The organism is Pseudomonas sp. RW409, assembly GCF_003184125.1.
GTDB lineage: Bacteria > Pseudomonadota > Gammaproteobacteria > Pseudomonadales > Pseudomonadaceae > Aquipseudomonas > Aquipseudomonas chlororaphis_I.
Genome location: NZ_QHHP01000041.1, coordinates 412,802 through 428,567, shown reverse-complemented (window position 1 = coordinate 428,567; position 15,766 = coordinate 412,802). Strand labels below are relative to the sequence as shown.

Below are 15,766 nucleotides of genomic sequence, written 5' to 3'. Positions count from 1 at the left end.
GCGATGGCGCCGTGTCAGGCACCGCGCTATTGCGGGCAAGCCTCGCTCCTACGGGAGTGGGGGTTAGTTAGAAGAGGCGGGCGAGAAGGGCGGTGACGGCGGTTTCGACCCGCAGGATGCGTTCGCCGAGTTGCACCGGTTGCAGGCCGGACTTGCCCAGCAGGTCGATTTCGTAGGGGATCCAGCCGCCTTCCGGGCCGATGGCCAGGGTCACCGGCTCATCCAGGCCGCGGGGGCAGGCCGGGTACTGGCCAGGATGGCCGACCAGGCCGAGGGTGCCCTCGACCAGCGCTGGCAGACGGTCTTCGACGAAGGGTTTGAAGCGCTTTTCGATGACCACTTCCGGCAGCACGCTGTCGCGGGCCTGTTCCAGGCCGAGGATCAGTTGCTCGCGAATCGCCTCGGGTTCGAGGAAAGGCGTTTGCCAGAAGCTTTTCTCGACCCGGTAGCTGTTCACCAGCACCAGCCGGGGCACGCCCATGGCCGCGACGGTTTGCAGCACCCGGCGGAGCATTTTCGGGCGCGGCAGGGCCAGCACCAGGGTCAGGGGCAGCTTGGTCGGCGGTGGCTGGTCGAGGCTGACTTGCAGTTCGGCTTCCCCAGGCTCCAGGCGCAGCAGTTCGGCCGAGCCCATCAACCCGCCGATACGGCCGACCCGCAGGCTGTCGCCCACCGCGGCCCGATGGACTTCCTGCATGTGGGTCAGGCGGCGATCGCGCAGGATCACCCGGTCGGCCGCGATGAAGTCGGCCTCCTCGAGCAGCAGCAGGTTCACGCTTGGGTCGCTGGCGGCTGGTCGTTGTGGTCTTCCGCCGGCTGGTCGTCCGGATGGTCGCCGCGCTTGCTGATCAGGCTGCCGAACAGGATGCCGATCTCGAACAGCAGCCACATCGGTACCGCCAGCAGGGTTTGGGAGAAGATGTCCGGCGGGGTCAGGATCATGCCGACCACGAAGCAGCCGATGATCACGTACGGGCGGATCTTCTTCAGGTAGGCGACGTCGACCACGCCGATCCACACCAGCAGCACCACCGCCACCGGGATCTCGAACGCCACGCCGAAGGCGAAGAACAGGGTCATGACGAAATCGAGGTAGCTGGTGATGTCGGTCATCATTTCCACGCCGGCTGGGGTGGCTGCGGCGAAGAACTTGAAGATCAGCGGGAACACCAGGAAATAGGCGAAGGCCATGCCGATGTAGAACAGCAGGATGCTGGAGACCAGCAGTGGTACGGCGATGCGCTTTTCATGCTTGTACAGGCCGGGGGCGATGAAGCCCCAGATCTGGTGCAGGATCACCGGGATCGCCAGGAACAGCGAGACCATCATCGTCAGCTTGAGCGGGGTCAGGAACGGCGACGCCACGTCGGTGGCAATCATCGTTGCGCCCGCCGGCAGGTACTGGCGCAACGGCGTGGAGACGATGGTGTAGATCTGCTGGGTGAAGGCGAACAGCCCGCCGAAGATCAGGAAGATCGCCGCCACGCAGCGCAGCAACCGGGTGCGCAACTCGGTGAGGTGCGACACCAGCGGCATATGTTGGTCGTTTTCCGGAATATCGCTCATGGGGCTCGCGGCGGCAAAGTAGGGTCGTGGGGGGCTGGCGTGACAGGCGTTGTCACGGGCGCAGCCGGTTCGGCCGGTGCAGTTGCGGCAGTAGGGCTCGCCGTGGTCGCGCTGGCGGGCGCTTCAGGCGCCGCGGCGGGCGCATGAATGCTCTGTTCGGCCACGGGCTCGACCGGTGTCGGCTGTTGCTGGATCGGATTGAGGATTTTCCGCGCTTCCTGTTCCAGCGACAGAATGTGTTCGTTGTGCAGTTGCCGACGAATTTCATCGGCACCGATTTCCCGTTCAACTTCCTGCTTGATCGCATTGAAGCTGCGCTTCAGGCGGCCGATCCACAGGCCAGCCGTGCGCGCGGCGCCCGGCAGACGCTCGGGGCCGAGCACCAGCAGGGCCACCAGGCCGACGAGCAGCAGTTCAGAGAAGCTGATACCAAACATTAGTCAGTGCTCACGAGTCTTTGCGGGTCGGCTCTTCGACTTTTTGCGCCTGCACGTCGATGGTGTGCGGCTGGTTCAGCGGAGCGCTTTGCGGCTGGACCGGCGGAGCAGGCTGGGCGGTCGGAGGCACGCCAGGCTCGGCGGGTTTTTCGTCGTCGTTCATGGCCTTGCGAAAGCCCTTGATCGATTCGCCGACATCGGTGCCGAGGTTTTTCAGTTTCTTGGTGCCGAACACCAGCACCACGACAACCAGGATGACGATCCAGTGTTTCCAGTCAAAAATGCCCATGCTGCGTTTCCTCTCTAAATGATGTTCAGGCGGACGGACGCGAGGCTTTCTCGGCGTGTCCAGACAAACCGAAGCGCCGGTCCAGTTCATCGAGAACGGCCTGCGGATGCTGCCCCAGCTGGGCGAGCATGACCATGGTGTGGAACCACAGGTCGGCGGTTTCGTAGATCACATCGCTGCAGTCGCCGCTGTGGGCGGCGTCCTTGGCGGCAATGATGGTTTCCACCGATTCCTCGCCGACTTTTTCCAGAATCTTGTTCAGGCCCTTGTGGTACAGGCTGGCGACATAGGAAGTGTCGGCGGCGGCGCCTTTGCGCTCTTCCAGCACCTGGGCCAGACGGGTCAGGGTATCGCTCATGTTCAGTGTCCTGCTTGATAGATCGCGTGCGGGTCTTTGAGTACCGGATCGACCGTTTTCCAGTCGCCGTTTTCATAAACGCGGTAGAAGCAGCTCTGGCGGCCTGTGTGGCAGGCAATGTCGCCGATTTGTTCGACCATCAGGATGATGACGTCGGCATCGCAGTCCAGGCGCATTTCATGAAGCTTTTGCACATGCCCGGACTCTTCTCCCTTGCGCCATAGCTTGCCACGCGAACGTGACCAGTAGATGGCACGGTTTTCGGCAGCGGTCAGGCTCAGCGCCTCGCGATTCATCCAGGCCATCATCAGCACGCGCCCGGTCTTGTGATCCTGGGCGATGGCCGGCACCAGGCCGTCAGCGTCCCATTTGATCTCGTCCAGCCAATCTTTCATCTTCGACTCCGACAACAGGGCCCGACGCGCTCGTCGAGCCTCGGCGATGAGAAACAGTGTGCCAGCCGCTAGCCCGGCTGGCTATCGGCGCACGACCAGATACAAGCCCACGGCCATCATGATGCCGGCCGGCCAGTGACCCAGCTCGTTCAGCGGTCCGCCGGCCGCGAGGATCGCGCCACCGGCCAGGTGCGCCGCGCCGAGAAGGCGCAGGAACCAGTCGTCCTTGCGCCGTTTCCAGGGCGGCGAAGGGTCCTGGGCATGGGGCTGGGACATGCGTTCGAGCAGGTCGCGGGTCATGTTGGCCAGGTGCGGCAGTTGTTCGACCTGGCTGTGCAGGTTGCCCAGCAAGGCTTTGGGGCTGACGCGCTCGCGCATCCAGCGTTCGAGGAACGGCTGGGCGGTGTTCCACAGGTCCAGCTCCGGGTACAGCTGGCGGCCCAGGCCTTCGATGTTCAGCAGGGTCTTTTGCAGCAGCACCAGTTGCGGCTGCACTTCCATGTTGAAGCGGCGAGCGGTCTGGAACAGGCGCATCAGCACCTGGCCGAAGGAAATATCTTTTAACGGTTTTTCGAAGATCGGCTCGCACACGGTACGGATCGCCGCTTCGAATTCGTTGAGTTTGGTCTCTGCCGGCACCCAGCCCGAATCGATGTGCAACTGCGCCACGCGCCGGTAATCACGCTTGAAGAACGCGAACAGGTTGCGCGCCAGGTAGTCCTGGTCTTCCGGGGTCAGGCTGCCGACGATGCCGCAGTCGATGGCGATGTACTGCGGGCTCCACGGCTGCACGGTGCTGACGAAGATATTGCCCGGGTGCATGTCGGCGTGGAAGAAGCTGTCGCGGAACACCTGGGTGAAGAAGATCTCCACGCCGCGCTCGGCGAGCATTTTCATGTCGGTGCGCTGGTCGGCCAGGGTGGCCAGGTCGGTCACCTGGATCCCGTAGATGCGCTCCATGACCAGCACTTTCGGCCGGCACCAGTCCCAGTAGACCTGCGGCACGTAGAGTAGCGGCGAGCCTTCGAAGTTGCGCTTGAGCTGGCTGGCGTTGGCCGCTTCGCGCAACAGGTCGAGTTCGTCGTAGATGGTTTTTTCGTAATCGCTGACCACATCCACCGGGTGCAGCAGGCGGGCGTCGGCCGAAACCTTTTCGGCGGCGCGGGCAAGGATGAACAGCCAGGCCAGGTCCTGGGCGATGACCGGCTTGAGGCCCGGGCGGATGACCTTGACCACCACTTCTTCGCCGCTCTTGAGCTGGGCGGCGTGGACTTGCGCCACCGAAGCGGAGGCCAGGGGCTCGATATCGAAGCGGCTGAACACATCGCTGATCTTCTTGCCCAGTTGCTCCTCGATCAGCGCCACCGACTTCTTCGAATCGAAGGGCGGCACGCGGTCCTGCAGCAGCATCAGCTCGTCGGCGATGTCTTCGGGCAGCAGATCGCGGCGGGTCGAGAGAATCTGTCCGAACTTGATGAAGATCGGCCCCAGGTCCTGCAAGGCCAGGCGCAGGCGCGCACCGCGGCTCAGCTCCAGTTGCTTGCGCGGGAACCAGCGCCAGGGCAAGGCGTAGCGCAGCGCCAGGAGGAACCAGGGCAGGGGCAGGGCGAACAGCAGGTCATCGAGGCGGTAGCGGATCACGACGCGCTGGATGCGCAACAAACGGCGGACGGCAAGCAGCTTCATGCGTTATCGCTTGGGTCAAGGGATCGGGAAAGGCGCTCGAAGCGCGCCTCGAGGCGTTCCAGGTCGAGCTTGACCCGGTCCAGTTCGCTGAAACGGGCTTCGGCTTCGCGCTGGCCCACCAGGGTGCGCGACTCTTCGGCCAGGTATTCGGCGAGATTCTGGTTCAGGCTGGCGAAACCCTGGCGATACCAGCGCGCGCGGCTGCGTAAATGGCCGCTGAACAGCTGGGTGGCCACCGGGCCGAGCCAGCGCGAGAGTTCGTACTCCCAGTCCAGTTCGAGGTCCTGGAGGATGGCCGCCAGTTCCAGCAGCACGCCGCTGTCGCCTTCCAGCTCGACTTCGGGGCTGTGCAGCACCGAGGTCTTGTCCTGGCTCAGGGCCAGGCGCACCAGGCTCGAGGCCGGCGCCCGCAGGGTGCAGTCGGCGTCGGCCGTCCAATGCGCGGCGAGGGTCAGGCCCTCATCGCCAGGAATGACGAACAGCTGCACGCTCGGGCTGCGGCAATCGACGGCGATGACCTTGCCGTTCAAATGCTGCAAGCGTGGCAAAGCCGTGCTGTCGAGACGCAGTACACGGTTGAGGCCGTGTTCGACGCTGGCAAGCAGGCCGCTGAACAACATCAGGGTTTGATGCCGCGGTGCAGGGCGACGATGCCCGCGGTCATGTTGTGGTAGGTCACGCGATCGAAGCCGGCCTCGACCATCATCGACTTCAGGGTTTCCTGGTTCGGGTGCATGCGGATCGATTCGGCCAGGTAGCGATAGCTTTCCGAGTCGTTGGTGATCAGCTTGCCGGCCAGCGGCATGAAGGCGAACGAGTAGGCATCGTAGACCTTGGACATCAGCGCGTTGGTCGGCTTGGAGAACTCCAGTACCAGCAGGCGGCCACCGGGCTTGAGCACCCGCAGCATCGAGCGCAGGGCGTCTTCCTTGTGGGTCACGTTGCGCAGGCCGAAGGCGATGGTCACGACGTCGAAATGGTTGTCCGGGAACGGCAGCTTTTCCGCGTCGGCCTGAACGAACTCGATGTTGCCGGCCACGCCCTTGTCGAGCAGGCGGTCGCGACCGACCTTGAGCATGGAGGCGTTGATGTCCGCCAGCACCACCTGGCCAGTAGGGCCCACCAGATGGGAGAACTTGCGGGTCAGGTCGCCGGTGCCGCCGGCGATGTCCAGCACGCGATTGCCAGGGCGAACGCCGGACAATTCGATCGTGAAGCGTTTCCACAGGCGATGCATGCCACCGGACAGTACGTCGTTCATCAGGTCGTACTTGGCGGCCACGGAGTGGAACACCTCAGCGACTTTTTCCGCCTTCTGGCTTTCCGGAACGTTTTTGAAGCCGAAGTGAGTGGTGGGTTCGGCATCGCTGCCTTTGCGCTGATCAGTCATATCGCTGTCACCAAAAGAGAATGCGGGACATTCTAATCCCGGTGGCGGTCTTTGTCTTGGCAAGGCTGAATGTAAGATAGTGAAGCGCCGGGGCGTTTTGACGCAGCGCAGCTCAAGACGCTCATAGGCAAGTCCCGATAAAGCAGGAGTCATTCAATGGCCCGTATAAGTGTTGAGCGTGCCCACGGCCTGGGTAAGGAAGCAGCCCGCGAAAAGGCTGACCAGTTGGCGCAGAAACTGGCCGATCAGTATGGCCTGGAGCCGCAGTGGTCGGGCGATACCCTGAACCTCAAGCGTTCGGGGGTCAAAGGTGCGGTGCAGGTGGGCGACGATTCGATCAGGGTCGATGTCGAGCTGGGCCTGTTGATGTCCGCCATGAGCGGCATGATCAAGTCGGAAATCGAAAAGGCGCTGGATAAAGCCCTGGTCTGAGCCGCTTTCACCGAAGTCGGCTTGCCGGTGATTTGGGTGTTGTCATGACGCCTGGAAAAACATCGCTGGCGAGCCGGTCATCTCCAATAACCCGCCACCTTTTTTATGACATTGGTTAGGGTGCCGATTCTAATTTTTCTCACTACTTTGTGCCTGAGCCCACTTTCCTGCGGGCAGTTCCTCAAACCTTCTGCGCGTGAGGTGCACCATGGCCAAAGCAATTCTGAAGAAAAAAGTTGATGTCGCATCAACCACTCTGAGCGAAGTCAAATCCTATGCCCGCAAGATCTGGCTGGCAGGCCTGGGTGCCTACACCAAGGTCGGTCAGGAAGGCAGCGAGTACTTTCAAGAGCTCGTTAAAGCCGGTCAATCTGTTGAAAAGAAAGGCAAAAAAGTTGTGACTGAACAACTTGAGGCCGCCAACAGTCAGATTGATAACGTGAAGAGCGATGTCACCAGTCTCAGGGGCAAAGTCGAAGTGCAACTGGATAAAGTCGAGAGGGCTTTTGACACGCGCGTCGCAAGTGCCTTGAATCGCATCGGCATTCCGTCTAAACATGACGTTGAGACACTCTCTGCTAAGCTCGATGAGCTGACGGCATTGCTCGAACGTGTCGCGCGTAAACATTAAGGAGAACGGGATGGCTGGTAAAAAGAATACTGAAAAAGAAGGCAGCTCGTGGATCGGGAAGGTCGAAGACTACTCCCGTAAAATCTGGCTTGCTGGTTTAGGCGTGTACTCGAAAATCGACACTGACGGCAGCAAGCTTTTCGAGTCGCTGGTCAAGGATGGCGAGAAAGCCGAGAAGCTCACCAGAAGCGCTGTCGGCAAGAAAGTCGATGCCGCCAAGGACTCCGCGAGCTCGGCAAAATCGCGCATCAGTGGCGTCAAGGACCGCGCGCTGGGCAAGTGGGACGAGCTGGAAGGTGCATTCGACAAGCGCTTGAACAGTGCCATTTCGCGTCTGGGCGTGCCCAGCCGCAATGAAGTCAAGGCGCTGCACAGCAAGGTCGACACCCTGACCAAACAGATCGAGAAACTCACAGGCGCCAAGGTAGCTCCGATCGCGGCCAAGACTGCAGCGGCCAAACCGGCGGCCAAGCCTCTGGCTAAAGCAGCAGCCAAACCGGCAGCCAAGGCTCCGGCCAAAGCAGCAGCCAAGCCTGCCGCGAAACCGGCAGCCAAAACTGCGGCGGCCAAGCCGGCTGCAAAACCTGCCGCCAAGCCAGTAGCCGCCAAGCCCGCGGCAAAACCAGCGGCCAAGCCCGCTGCGAAACCGGCGGCGAAACCGGCGGCGAAAAAACCAGCAGTGAAAAAACCGGCAGCACCCAAGGCCGCAGCACCGAAGCCAGCGGTTGTCGCCAAGCCGGCAGCACCGGTCAGCCCTGCGAACTCCGCAGTGGCGCCAAGCCCTGTCGTTACCCCGGCTGCGGCGCCAGCACCCGCGACGCCAACCAGCCAGTCCTGAGTTTTTCGGGACATACAAAAACGCCCGGCCTGCAAAGGCCGGGCGTTTTTGTTTGTGGGGTTCTTGCGGCACCGATCAATCGTGTTCGTCGAGGTAACGCAGGGCCATCTGCTCGGTGGCCAGTTTCGCCGGTGGCAACAGGTGTGGAGCCACCAGCATCATGATCTGGTAGACCACCACCCGTACCTCGCCCTCGCGATCGAGGATGCGCTGATAGTCCAGCGAGAACAGCAGGGTCATGGTGATCTGTTCCACCAGTTGCCCCAGCGCCTGGGTATCGCTGACCAGTTGCCCCGAAGCCTTGAGCCTGGCCAGCAGCGAGGCCAGGGTGCGCTTCAGGGCGTTGAGCAGGTTGCGAATCCCCTTGGCCAGCTTCGGCAGGCGCCCGGCCAGGTTGGACAGGTCCTGGAACAGGAAGCGGTAGTGCGCCAGGCGTTCGACGATCAGGTGCAGGAACAGCCAGTAGTCTTCGGGCGCCAGGTGCACATCGGCGGGCGGATCTAGCAGGGGCGTCAGTTCATTCTGGAAACGCTCGAACAGCCCGAGGACCAGCGGCTCCTTGCCGTGAAAGTGGTAGTAGAGGTTGCCGGGGCTGATCCCCATTTCGTTGGCAACTTCCATGGTCGAGACATTGGGTTCGCCCTTGTGGTTGAACAGCTGCAGGGCACATTCGAGTATCCGGTCGCGGGTTTTCATCCAGTCTTCTTGGTTGTTCAGTCAGGCCGCGACCCTCGGGCCGCGGCTCGGGGAAATTCAGCGGACGCGCACGTAGGTGCCAGGCGCCGCCTCCATCGGTGGGTAATTCTGGTTGCCCAGGGTCATCAGGGTTTCGCGCTGGGCGCCGGAACGCTGCTGGATCCATTCCAGCCATTGCGTCCACCAACTGCCGTCGACGTGCTTGGCGTCGTAGTACCAGGCCCGCGGGTCGCTGCTGAGCTTGCCGTTTTCGACGTAGTTGGCCTTGGGGTTGCTCGGCGGGTTGAGGATGCTCTGCACGTGCCCGCTGTTGGACAGCACGAAGCGCTTTTCGCCGCCCAGCAGCAGGGTCGAGCGATACACCGCATCCCAGGGGGTGATGTGGTCGTTGATTCCGGCAACGCTGAAACTGTCGACCGTGACTTTTTGCAGGTCGATTGGCGTGCCGCAGACTTCCAGGCCACCGGGATGACTCATCGGGTTGTGCTTGAAGAAATCCAGCAGATCGCCATGAAAGGCAGCCGGCAGCCGGGTGTTGTCGTTGTTCCAGTAGAGGATGTCGAACGCCGGCGGCTCCTTGCCCAGCAGGTAATTGTTGACCCAGTAATTCCAGATCAGGTCGTTGGGCCGCATCCAGGCGAACACCTTGGCCATGTCGCGACCGTCGAGCACGCCGCGTTGATAGGAGCGGCGCTTGGCTGCCTCGAGGGTCTGCTCGTCGGCGAACAGGGTCGCCGGGCTGTCCAACTGACTATCCAGCAGGCTGACCAGGTAGGTGGAGCTGGAGACCCGGCGCAGTTGTCGCTTGGCTTGCAGGTGGCCTTGCAGGGCGGCAATGGTCAGGCCGCCGGCACAGGCCCCCATCAGGTTCACGTCACGACTGCCGGTGATCGCTCGGCAGACGTTCATGGCTTCCTCCACGGCCTCGACATAGCTCGACAGGCCCCATTCGCGATGCCGGACATCGGGGTTGCGCCAGCTGATGATGAAGGTCTGCAGGCCGTTTTTCAGGGCGAACTGCACGAAGCTGTTGGTGGGGCTGAGGTCGAAGATATAGAACTTGTTGATCTGTGGCGGCACGACCAGCAGGGGCCGGGCGTACTGTTTTTCGCTCATCGGCTTGTACTGGATCAGTTCCAGCAGTTCGTTGCGAAACACCACCGAACCGGGGGTAGTGGCCAGGTTCCTGCCGACTTCGAAGGACTGTTTGGTGACCTGGCTGGGCAGGCCATCGTTATGCAGCAGGTCATCGACCAGATGACCGATGCCACGGATCACGCTGCTGCCGCCGGAGTTGAAGATTTCCTTGATCGCCAGCGGATTGAGCAGGGTGTTGGACGGTGCCACCGCATCGTTGAGCAGGTTGAAGGCAAAGTGCGCGCGGGCCCGGTCGTCCTCGCTCATGCCGCTGTCGTCGATCCAGCTCCTGATCTGTTTCTGCCAGCTGAGATAGGCCTGCAGGCCGCGTCGGTAAAACGGGTTCAGGCTCCAGGTCGGATCGGAGAACCGGCTGTCCTGGGGGTTGGGTTTGTGCAGCGTTTCCCCCAGCAGGACACGGCCCAATTGGCCTCCCAGTGCCAAGGCGTGGCGGGCGCTGTGCGCCGGGTGGCGCAGGCCGTAGGTGGCCACGCTGCGCAGGGTCGACAGCAAGTCACGGCCACGCAGGCCGGTGATGGCACTCTGGGCTGTGATGTAGGTGGCGGGCGTGGGCAACGAGCCCGCCGTTGGTTTGTCTCGCATGCTTCAACACTCCTTCGTCAAGCCATCAACAAGCACACCAAGACAAACACCATAGTCGGTCCTGAACCATCCTGCGCGCGACGATCCTGTCGGCAGACGCTTTTTGCTACGTACCGCTGAACGGTGTCGGATGCGGGTGCATCACTGCCCGCTGCCGTTCCTCCTCGAGGAATTTCATGATGATCGGCGCGACAGCTTCGGCCCGGGTAATCAGGAACAGATGCCCGTCGTCGATGATGTGCAACTGGGCGTTGGGAATTCGCCACGCCAGCATGCGCATGTTGATCAGCGGGATCAGCGGGTCGTCGTCGCCGGCCAGCACCAGGGTCGGCTGGTGGATCTTGTGTAGCCAGTGGATGCTGGTCCAGCCGAGGCCAGCGAACAGCTGCCAGTAGTAGCCCAGCTTGCCCGCCGAGCGGACCTTGCTGGCATGTTCGGCGGCGAGGTTGGGATCGCGGCGGAACGAGCCGCCATAAATCAGGGGGGCGATGCGGATCACATGGGAGGGCTGGATATAGCGCCGCGGGCTGGCCATCATCCACAGCACCTTGGGTTTGCCCGGCACCATGAAGGCACCTGCGGCGGTGGCGGCCAGCACCAGTTTCTTGCAGCGTTCGGGGTAGTCATAGGCGAACTGCTGGGCCAGCGCCCCGCCCCAGGACACACCCACCACATTGACCTGCCCATAGTCGAGGTAATCGAGCATGCGCGTGGTCAGTTTGGCCAGTCCGGGAAAACGGTAGGGTCGGCTCGGCGTCGAGGAGCCACCAACGCCCGGTACGTCGAAGGCGATGACTTCCAGGTCCGGGTCCAGAGCCTGCACGAATGGAAACACCAGCTCCAGGTTGGCGCCGATACCATTGAAAATCAGCAAGGGTGTCAAGTGAGGCTTGCCTGGGCGTACCGCGGTGCGGATGGTCTGGCCATCCAGGTCGACGGTGCGAAAGATGAACGGTTGAGGCATGCCTTGGCCCTGTTGGTGGAATCGTTGCCTGCAAGAGAGAGTCGCTTGCGCAGCAGCATCAGCGCAAGCGGCTCGATCCTGCAGGCTTGCTATCGGTTAACGTTCATGGACATAAGTACCCGGCGCCGCCTCGGCCGCTGGATACGCCTTGTTGCCGAGAATGCTCGGCGTCTTTTTCAGTTTGCCCGAGCGCTCCGCCTGCCAGGCCTGCCAGTGCAGCCACCAGGAGTCAGTGTGCTTGGTGGAGTTTTCCTGCCAGTCGTCGGCGCTGGGCGGCATCTCTTCGCTGGTCATGTAGCGCGACTTGGGGTTGCCCGGCGGGTTGAGGATGCTCTGGATATGCCCGCTGCTGGAGAGGACGAATTCGACCTTGCCGCCGAACAGTTGGGCCGACTTGTAGCAGGACTTCCATGGGGTGATGTGATCGTTGGTGCCGGCCAGAGAGAAGATGTCGGCGGTGACCTGTTTCAGGTCGATCGGCGTACCGCACACTTCCAGTGCGTTGGGGCGGATCAGTGGATTGTTTTTGAACATTTCGATCAGGTCGCCGTGGAAGGCCGCGGGCAACCGGGTGGTGTCGTTGTTCCAGAACAGGATGTCGAACACCGGCGGCTCGTTGCCCAGCAGGTAGTTGTTCACCCAGTAGTTCCAGATCAGGTCGTTGGGCCGCATCCAGGCGAAGACCTTGGCCATGTCGCGGCCTTCCAGCACGCCAGCCTGATAGGAATGACGCTTGGCGGCTTCCAGGGTCTGCTCGTCGACGAACAGCGCCACCTGGGTGTCGAGGGTGGTATCGAGCACGCTGACCAGCAGGGTCAGGGCGTTGACCTTCTTCTCGCCCAGGGCCGCGTAGTGCCCCAGCAGCGCTGTGCAGGTGATGCCACCGGAGCAGGCGCCGAGCATGTTCACGTCTTTGCTGCCGGTGATGGCGGTGACCACGTCGACCGCTTCTTTCAGCGCTTCGATGTAGGTCGACAGGCCCCACTCGCGCTGCGCCTTGGTCGGGTTGCGCCAACTGACGATAAAGGTCTGCACGCCGTTGCGCAGGCAGAAACGCGCCAGGCTCTTGTCCGGGCTGAGGTCGAAGACGTAGAACTTGTTGATCTGTGGCGGGACCACCAGCAGCGGGCGTTCGTGCACCTGCTCGGTCACCGGGCGGTACTGGATCAGTTCCAGCACGTCGTTGCGAAATACCACCGCGCCTTCACTGGTGCCCAGGTTCTTGCCGATCTCGAAGGCGTCCATGTTGACCTGGCTCGGCATGCCGCCGTTGTGCACCAGGTCCTTGGCCAGATGGGAGAGGCCATCGAGCAGGCTTTTGCCGCCGGTCTCGAAGAAGCGTTTGACCGCCGCGGGGTTGGCGGCGGTGTTGGTCGGCGCCATGGCTTCGGTCATCAGGTTGATGACGAAGTGGGCGCGACTGATGTCCTGTTCGGAGAGGTTGCTGTGGCCGATCCAGTCGTGAAGCTCCTTGCGCCACGCCAGGTAGGTTTGCAGGTAACGCTTGTACAGCGGGTTCTGGCTCCAGGCCGGATCGTTGAAGCGACGGTCATCGCTCTCCGGTTGCAGCGTCGATTTGCCGAACATCACGTTCTTCAGTTCGACGCCGAAATGGGCCACATGTTTGGCGCTGTGCAGCGGTTGTTTGATGGCCTGGGTCAGCACCATACGAGCAGAGGTAAGCAGATCTTTCCGACGTAAACCGATGACAGGATTCAGGCCCAGAGTGTTTTCCGAGGCTTGGCGTTTCAGGTCATCGTTATTCTTGTTACTCATCTACGACGCTCCATTGTCCTGAGACGAGTACCGGACCTGCTGTGTAGTCACACAGCAAAGATGCCAGGTACTACTGCTCGGGTGACCGTTGATTCTGCATTACTGCTTTTTTGTTCAGAGAACACTGCAGGGAACTTGCCAGCTCCATTGGTTACCCGAGTTTAATTTTTTTCGCAAGCAGGCCAATCGTTGGCCATGCAGCCCAGCATTCAAACAGATGAATCTAGAAAATGCCCTCTAAAGCGTCAGAGGTCTGATCTAGAGCATCAGCTTGACGATAGACTCATTCGGGTCGCGGGACTTTCCGGCGGCTTGAAGTTCGGCAAGATAATCCTTCCACAGATCGTCCTGGCGCACCGCCAACTGGTACAGGTAGTCCCAGGTGAACAGGCCGCTGTCATGCCCGTCGTCGAAGGTCAATTTCAGTGCGTACTGGCCCGCCGGTTCGACCTTGGTCAGGCCGACTCCGATCTTGCCAAATTGCAGGATGGGTTTGCCGTGGCCCTGGACCTCGGCGGAGGGGGAGTGCACCCGCAGGAATTCGGCGGGCAGGTGATAGACCTCGTCTGGCGCATAGGTCAGCGTCAGGGTCTTCGAGGCTTTGTGCAGGTTGATGGCGGTGGGAAGTCTGGTCATGGGGGCAGCTTAAAGCTGCAAGCCCCAAGCTACAAGATGACTACGGTCAACTTGCAGCTTGAAGCTTATGGCTTGTCGCTTAGAGGATATAACGGGACAGGTCTTCGTTCTGCGCCAATTCGCCCAGGTGACTGTTGACGTAGGCGGCGTCGATGCGGATCGGCTCTTCGTTGTGGGCGCTGGCCAGGTCGCCGGCGCTGAACGACACCTCTTCGAGCAAGCGCTCGAGCAGGGTGTGCAGGCGACGGGCACCGATGTTCTCGGTCTTCTCGTTGACCTGCCAGGCGATCTCCGCCAGGCGCTTGATACCGTCCGCCTGGAACTCGATGACCAGGCCTTCGGTTTTCAGCAGCTCGCGGTATTGCTCGGTCAGGGAGGCGTGAGGCTCGCTGAGAATGCGCTCGAAGTCTTCCGGCGACAGCGCCTTGAGTTCGACACGGATCGGCAAGCGGCCTTGCAGCTCGGGCACCAGGTCGCTCGGCTTGCTCAGGTGGAACGCGCCGGAAGCGATGAACAGGATGTGGTCGGTCTTGACCATGCCCAGCTTGGTGTTGACGGTGCAGCCTTCGATCAGCGGCAGCAGGTCGCGCTGCACGCCTTCGCGAGAGACGTCGACGCCGCCGGAGTTGCCACGCTTGGCAACCTTGTCGATTTCGTCGATGAACACGATGCCGTGCTGTTCGACCGCTTCCAGGGCCTTGGCCTTGAGTTCTTCATCGTTGACCAGGCGGCTGGCTTCTTCGTCGCGGATCAGCTTGAGCGCGTCCTTGACCTTGAGCTTGCGGTTCTTGCGCTGGCCCTTGCCCATATTGGCGAAGAGGCTCTGCAACTGGTTGGTCATCTCTTCCATGCCCGGTGGCGCGGAAATGTCGACGCCGCTGACTTCAGCCACTTCGATCTCGATTTCCTTGTCGTCCAGCTGGCCTTCGCGCAGGCGCTTGCGGAACAGCTGGCGGGTGTTGGAGTCCTGGGCCGGGGCGGCGTCCTCGTTGCTGAAACCCATGCGCGCCGGTGGCAGCAGGGCATCGAGGATGCGCTCTTCGGCAGCGTCTTCGGCGCGGTGGCGCACGCGGGTCATTTCCTGTTCGCGGAACAGTTTGATCGCGGCATCGGCCAGGTCGCGGATGATGGACTCAACGTCACGGCCGACATAACCGACTTCGGTGAACTTGGTCGCTTCGACCTTGATGAACGGAGCGTTGGCCAGCTTGGCCAGGCGCCGGGCGATCTCGGTCTTGCCGACGCCGGTCGGGCCGATCATCAGGATGTTCTTCGGGGTCACTTCGACACGCAGCTCTTCAGGCAGCTGCATGCGGCGCCAGCGGTTACGCAGTGCAATGGCGACGGCGCGCTTGGCATCGTCCTGGCCGATGATATGGCGGTTGAGTTCGTGGACGATTTCGCGGGGAGTCATGGGCATAGTAATTGGCGGTCCTCAAGCAAGAATGAATGCCGTGGCGCGATGGCCGAAACAGGCTTATTCCGCGAGATCCTGCTCCTCAATGGTCTGGGTGTGGTTGGTGAATACGCAGATGTCGCCGGCGATGCCCAAGGCGGTTTCGACGATTTCGCGGGCCGACAGGTCGGTTTTCTTCAGCAGGGCGCTGGCTGCGGCCTGGGCATAGGCGCCGCCGGAGCCCATGGCGATCAGGCCGTCTTCCGGCTCGACCACGTCACCGTTGCCGGTGATGATCAGGGAAGCGTCCTTGTTGGCGACTGCGAGCATGGCTTCGAGACGGCTGAGGGAGCGGTCGGTGCGCCATTCCTTGGCCAGTTCGACGGCGGCGCGTACCAGGTGCCCCTGATGTTTCTCAAGCTGGCCTTCGAAACGTTCGAACAGGGTGAAGGCGTCAGCCGTGGCCCCGGCAAAGCCGGCGATAACCTGGCCGTGATACAGGCGACGAACCTTTTTCGCGTTGCCTTTCATCACGG

Annotated in this window: 19 protein-coding genes; 3 read left to right on the top strand and 16 right to left on the bottom strand. The window is 61.8% G+C overall.

Going from position 1 to position 15,766, the window contains the following annotated elements:
* Positions 1 to 67 precede the first annotated feature (67 nt).
* The 9 genes from DK261_RS22390 to ubiE all read right to left on the bottom strand — a co-directional run bounded on the left by DK261_RS22390 (position 68) and on the right by ubiE (position 6,121).
* Positions 68 to 775 (bottom strand): 16S rRNA (uracil(1498)-N(3))-methyltransferase, encoded by a 708-nt coding sequence (locus tag DK261_RS22390; RefSeq protein WP_016704436.1) that lies wholly within the window; start codon positions 773 to 775, stop codon positions 68 to 70.
* A complete protein-coding gene (gene tatC / locus DK261_RS22385; RefSeq protein ID WP_009046579.1) occupies positions 772 to 1,566 on the bottom strand; it encodes a twin-arginine translocase subunit TatC in 795 nt (264 codons plus the stop codon). Before tatC ends, DK261_RS22390 begins: the two co-directional genes overlap by 4 nt.
* Positions 1,563 to 2,003 (bottom strand): Sec-independent protein translocase protein TatB, encoded by a 441-nt coding sequence (gene tatB, locus DK261_RS22380; RefSeq protein WP_016704437.1) that lies wholly within the window; start codon positions 2,001 to 2,003, stop codon positions 1,563 to 1,565. The genes tatC and tatB overlap by 4 nt, the downstream gene beginning before the upstream one ends.
* Positions 2,004 to 2,013: 10 nt before the next feature.
* The gene (locus DK261_RS22375) at positions 2,014 to 2,292 is read right to left on the bottom strand and encodes a twin-arginine translocase TatA/TatE family subunit (RefSeq protein ID WP_007925884.1); all 279 of its coding nucleotides are present in this window, start codon (positions 2,290 to 2,292) and stop codon (positions 2,014 to 2,016) included.
* A 25-nt stretch (positions 2,293 to 2,317) separates the two neighbouring features.
* Positions 2,318 to 2,650 (bottom strand): phosphoribosyl-ATP diphosphatase, encoded by a 333-nt coding sequence (locus DK261_RS22370; protein ID WP_007925883.1) that lies wholly within the window; start codon positions 2,648 to 2,650, stop codon positions 2,318 to 2,320.
* Between the two features lie 2 nt (positions 2,651 to 2,652).
* A complete protein-coding gene (gene hisI / locus DK261_RS22365; RefSeq protein WP_007925882.1) occupies positions 2,653 to 3,045 on the bottom strand; it encodes a phosphoribosyl-AMP cyclohydrolase in 393 nt (130 codons plus the stop codon).
* Positions 3,046 to 3,126: 81 nt separating this feature from the next.
* A complete protein-coding gene (ubiB, locus tag DK261_RS22360; RefSeq protein WP_110176416.1) occupies positions 3,127 to 4,731 on the bottom strand; it encodes a ubiquinone biosynthesis regulatory protein kinase UbiB in 1,605 nt (534 codons plus the stop codon).
* The gene (locus tag DK261_RS22355) at positions 4,728 to 5,351 is read right to left on the bottom strand and encodes an SCP2 domain-containing protein (RefSeq protein ID WP_009046582.1); all 624 of its coding nucleotides are present in this window, start codon (positions 5,349 to 5,351) and stop codon (positions 4,728 to 4,730) included. The genes ubiB and DK261_RS22355 overlap by 4 nt, the downstream gene beginning before the upstream one ends.
* A complete protein-coding gene (ubiE, locus tag DK261_RS22350) occupies positions 5,351 to 6,121 on the bottom strand; it encodes a bifunctional demethylmenaquinone methyltransferase/2-methoxy-6-polyprenyl-1,4-benzoquinol methylase UbiE (RefSeq protein ID WP_007925879.1) in 771 nt (256 codons plus the stop codon). Before ubiE ends, DK261_RS22355 begins: the two co-directional genes overlap by 1 nt.
* A 156-nt stretch (positions 6,122 to 6,277) precedes the next feature.
* Between ubiE and DK261_RS22345 the strand changes: the two genes are divergently transcribed.
* From DK261_RS22345 to DK261_RS22335, 3 genes are all read left to right on the top strand, one after another.
* The gene (locus DK261_RS22345) at positions 6,278 to 6,553 is read left to right on the top strand and encodes a polyhydroxyalkanoic acid system family protein (protein ID WP_007925878.1); all 276 of its coding nucleotides are present in this window, start codon (positions 6,278 to 6,280) and stop codon (positions 6,551 to 6,553) included.
* A 208-nt stretch (positions 6,554 to 6,761) separates the two neighbouring features.
* Entirely contained in the window at positions 6,762 to 7,184 is a 423-nt protein-coding gene (locus DK261_RS22340) for a phasin family protein (RefSeq protein WP_009046583.1), read from the top strand.
* A 10-nt stretch (positions 7,185 to 7,194) separates the two neighbouring features.
* Positions 7,195 to 8,022, top strand: coding sequence for a phasin family protein (locus tag DK261_RS22335; RefSeq protein ID WP_110176413.1), 828 nt, complete (start codon positions 7,195 to 7,197; stop codon positions 8,020 to 8,022).
* A gap of 75 nt (positions 8,023 to 8,097) precedes the next feature.
* Here the strand turns inward: DK261_RS22335 and DK261_RS22330 are convergent, their stop codons facing one another.
* The 7 genes from DK261_RS22330 to hslV all read right to left on the bottom strand — a co-directional run bounded on the left by DK261_RS22330 (position 8,098) and on the right by hslV (position 15,764).
* Positions 8,098 to 8,718, bottom strand: a complete 621-nt coding sequence (locus tag DK261_RS22330; protein ID WP_009046585.1) for a TetR/AcrR family transcriptional regulator — start codon at positions 8,716 to 8,718, stop codon at positions 8,098 to 8,100.
* Positions 8,719 to 8,775: 57 nt separating this feature from the next.
* Positions 8,776 to 10,458 carry a class II poly(R)-hydroxyalkanoic acid synthase gene (phaC, locus tag DK261_RS22325; protein WP_009046586.1) on the bottom strand — a complete coding sequence of 561 codons (1,683 nt, stop codon included), beginning with the start codon at positions 10,456 to 10,458 and terminating at the stop codon, positions 8,776 to 8,778.
* Between the two features lie 106 nt (positions 10,459 to 10,564).
* A complete protein-coding gene (phaZ, locus tag DK261_RS22320) occupies positions 10,565 to 11,422 on the bottom strand; it encodes a poly(3-hydroxyalkanoate) depolymerase (protein ID WP_009046587.1) in 858 nt (285 codons plus the stop codon).
* A gap of 96 nt (positions 11,423 to 11,518) precedes the next feature.
* Positions 11,519 to 13,198 (bottom strand): class II poly(R)-hydroxyalkanoic acid synthase, encoded by a 1,680-nt coding sequence (gene phaC, locus DK261_RS22315; protein ID WP_009046588.1) that lies wholly within the window; start codon positions 13,196 to 13,198, stop codon positions 11,519 to 11,521.
* 258 nt (positions 13,199 to 13,456) lie between these two features.
* Complete coding sequence (locus tag DK261_RS22310; RefSeq protein WP_007925870.1) at positions 13,457 to 13,834, bottom strand: gamma-butyrobetaine hydroxylase-like domain-containing protein; 378 nt, start codon at positions 13,832 to 13,834, stop codon at positions 13,457 to 13,459.
* A gap of 79 nt (positions 13,835 to 13,913) precedes the next feature.
* On the bottom strand, positions 13,914 to 15,254 hold the full coding sequence (gene hslU, locus DK261_RS22305; RefSeq protein WP_009046589.1) for an ATP-dependent protease ATPase subunit HslU: 1,341 nt from the start codon (positions 15,252 to 15,254) through the stop codon (positions 13,914 to 13,916).
* Between the two features lie 57 nt (positions 15,255 to 15,311).
* Positions 15,312 to 15,764, bottom strand: a complete 453-nt coding sequence (gene hslV / locus DK261_RS22300; RefSeq protein ID WP_256597595.1) for an ATP-dependent protease subunit HslV — start codon at positions 15,762 to 15,764, stop codon at positions 15,312 to 15,314.
* Positions 15,765 to 15,766: the final 2 nt, after the last annotated feature.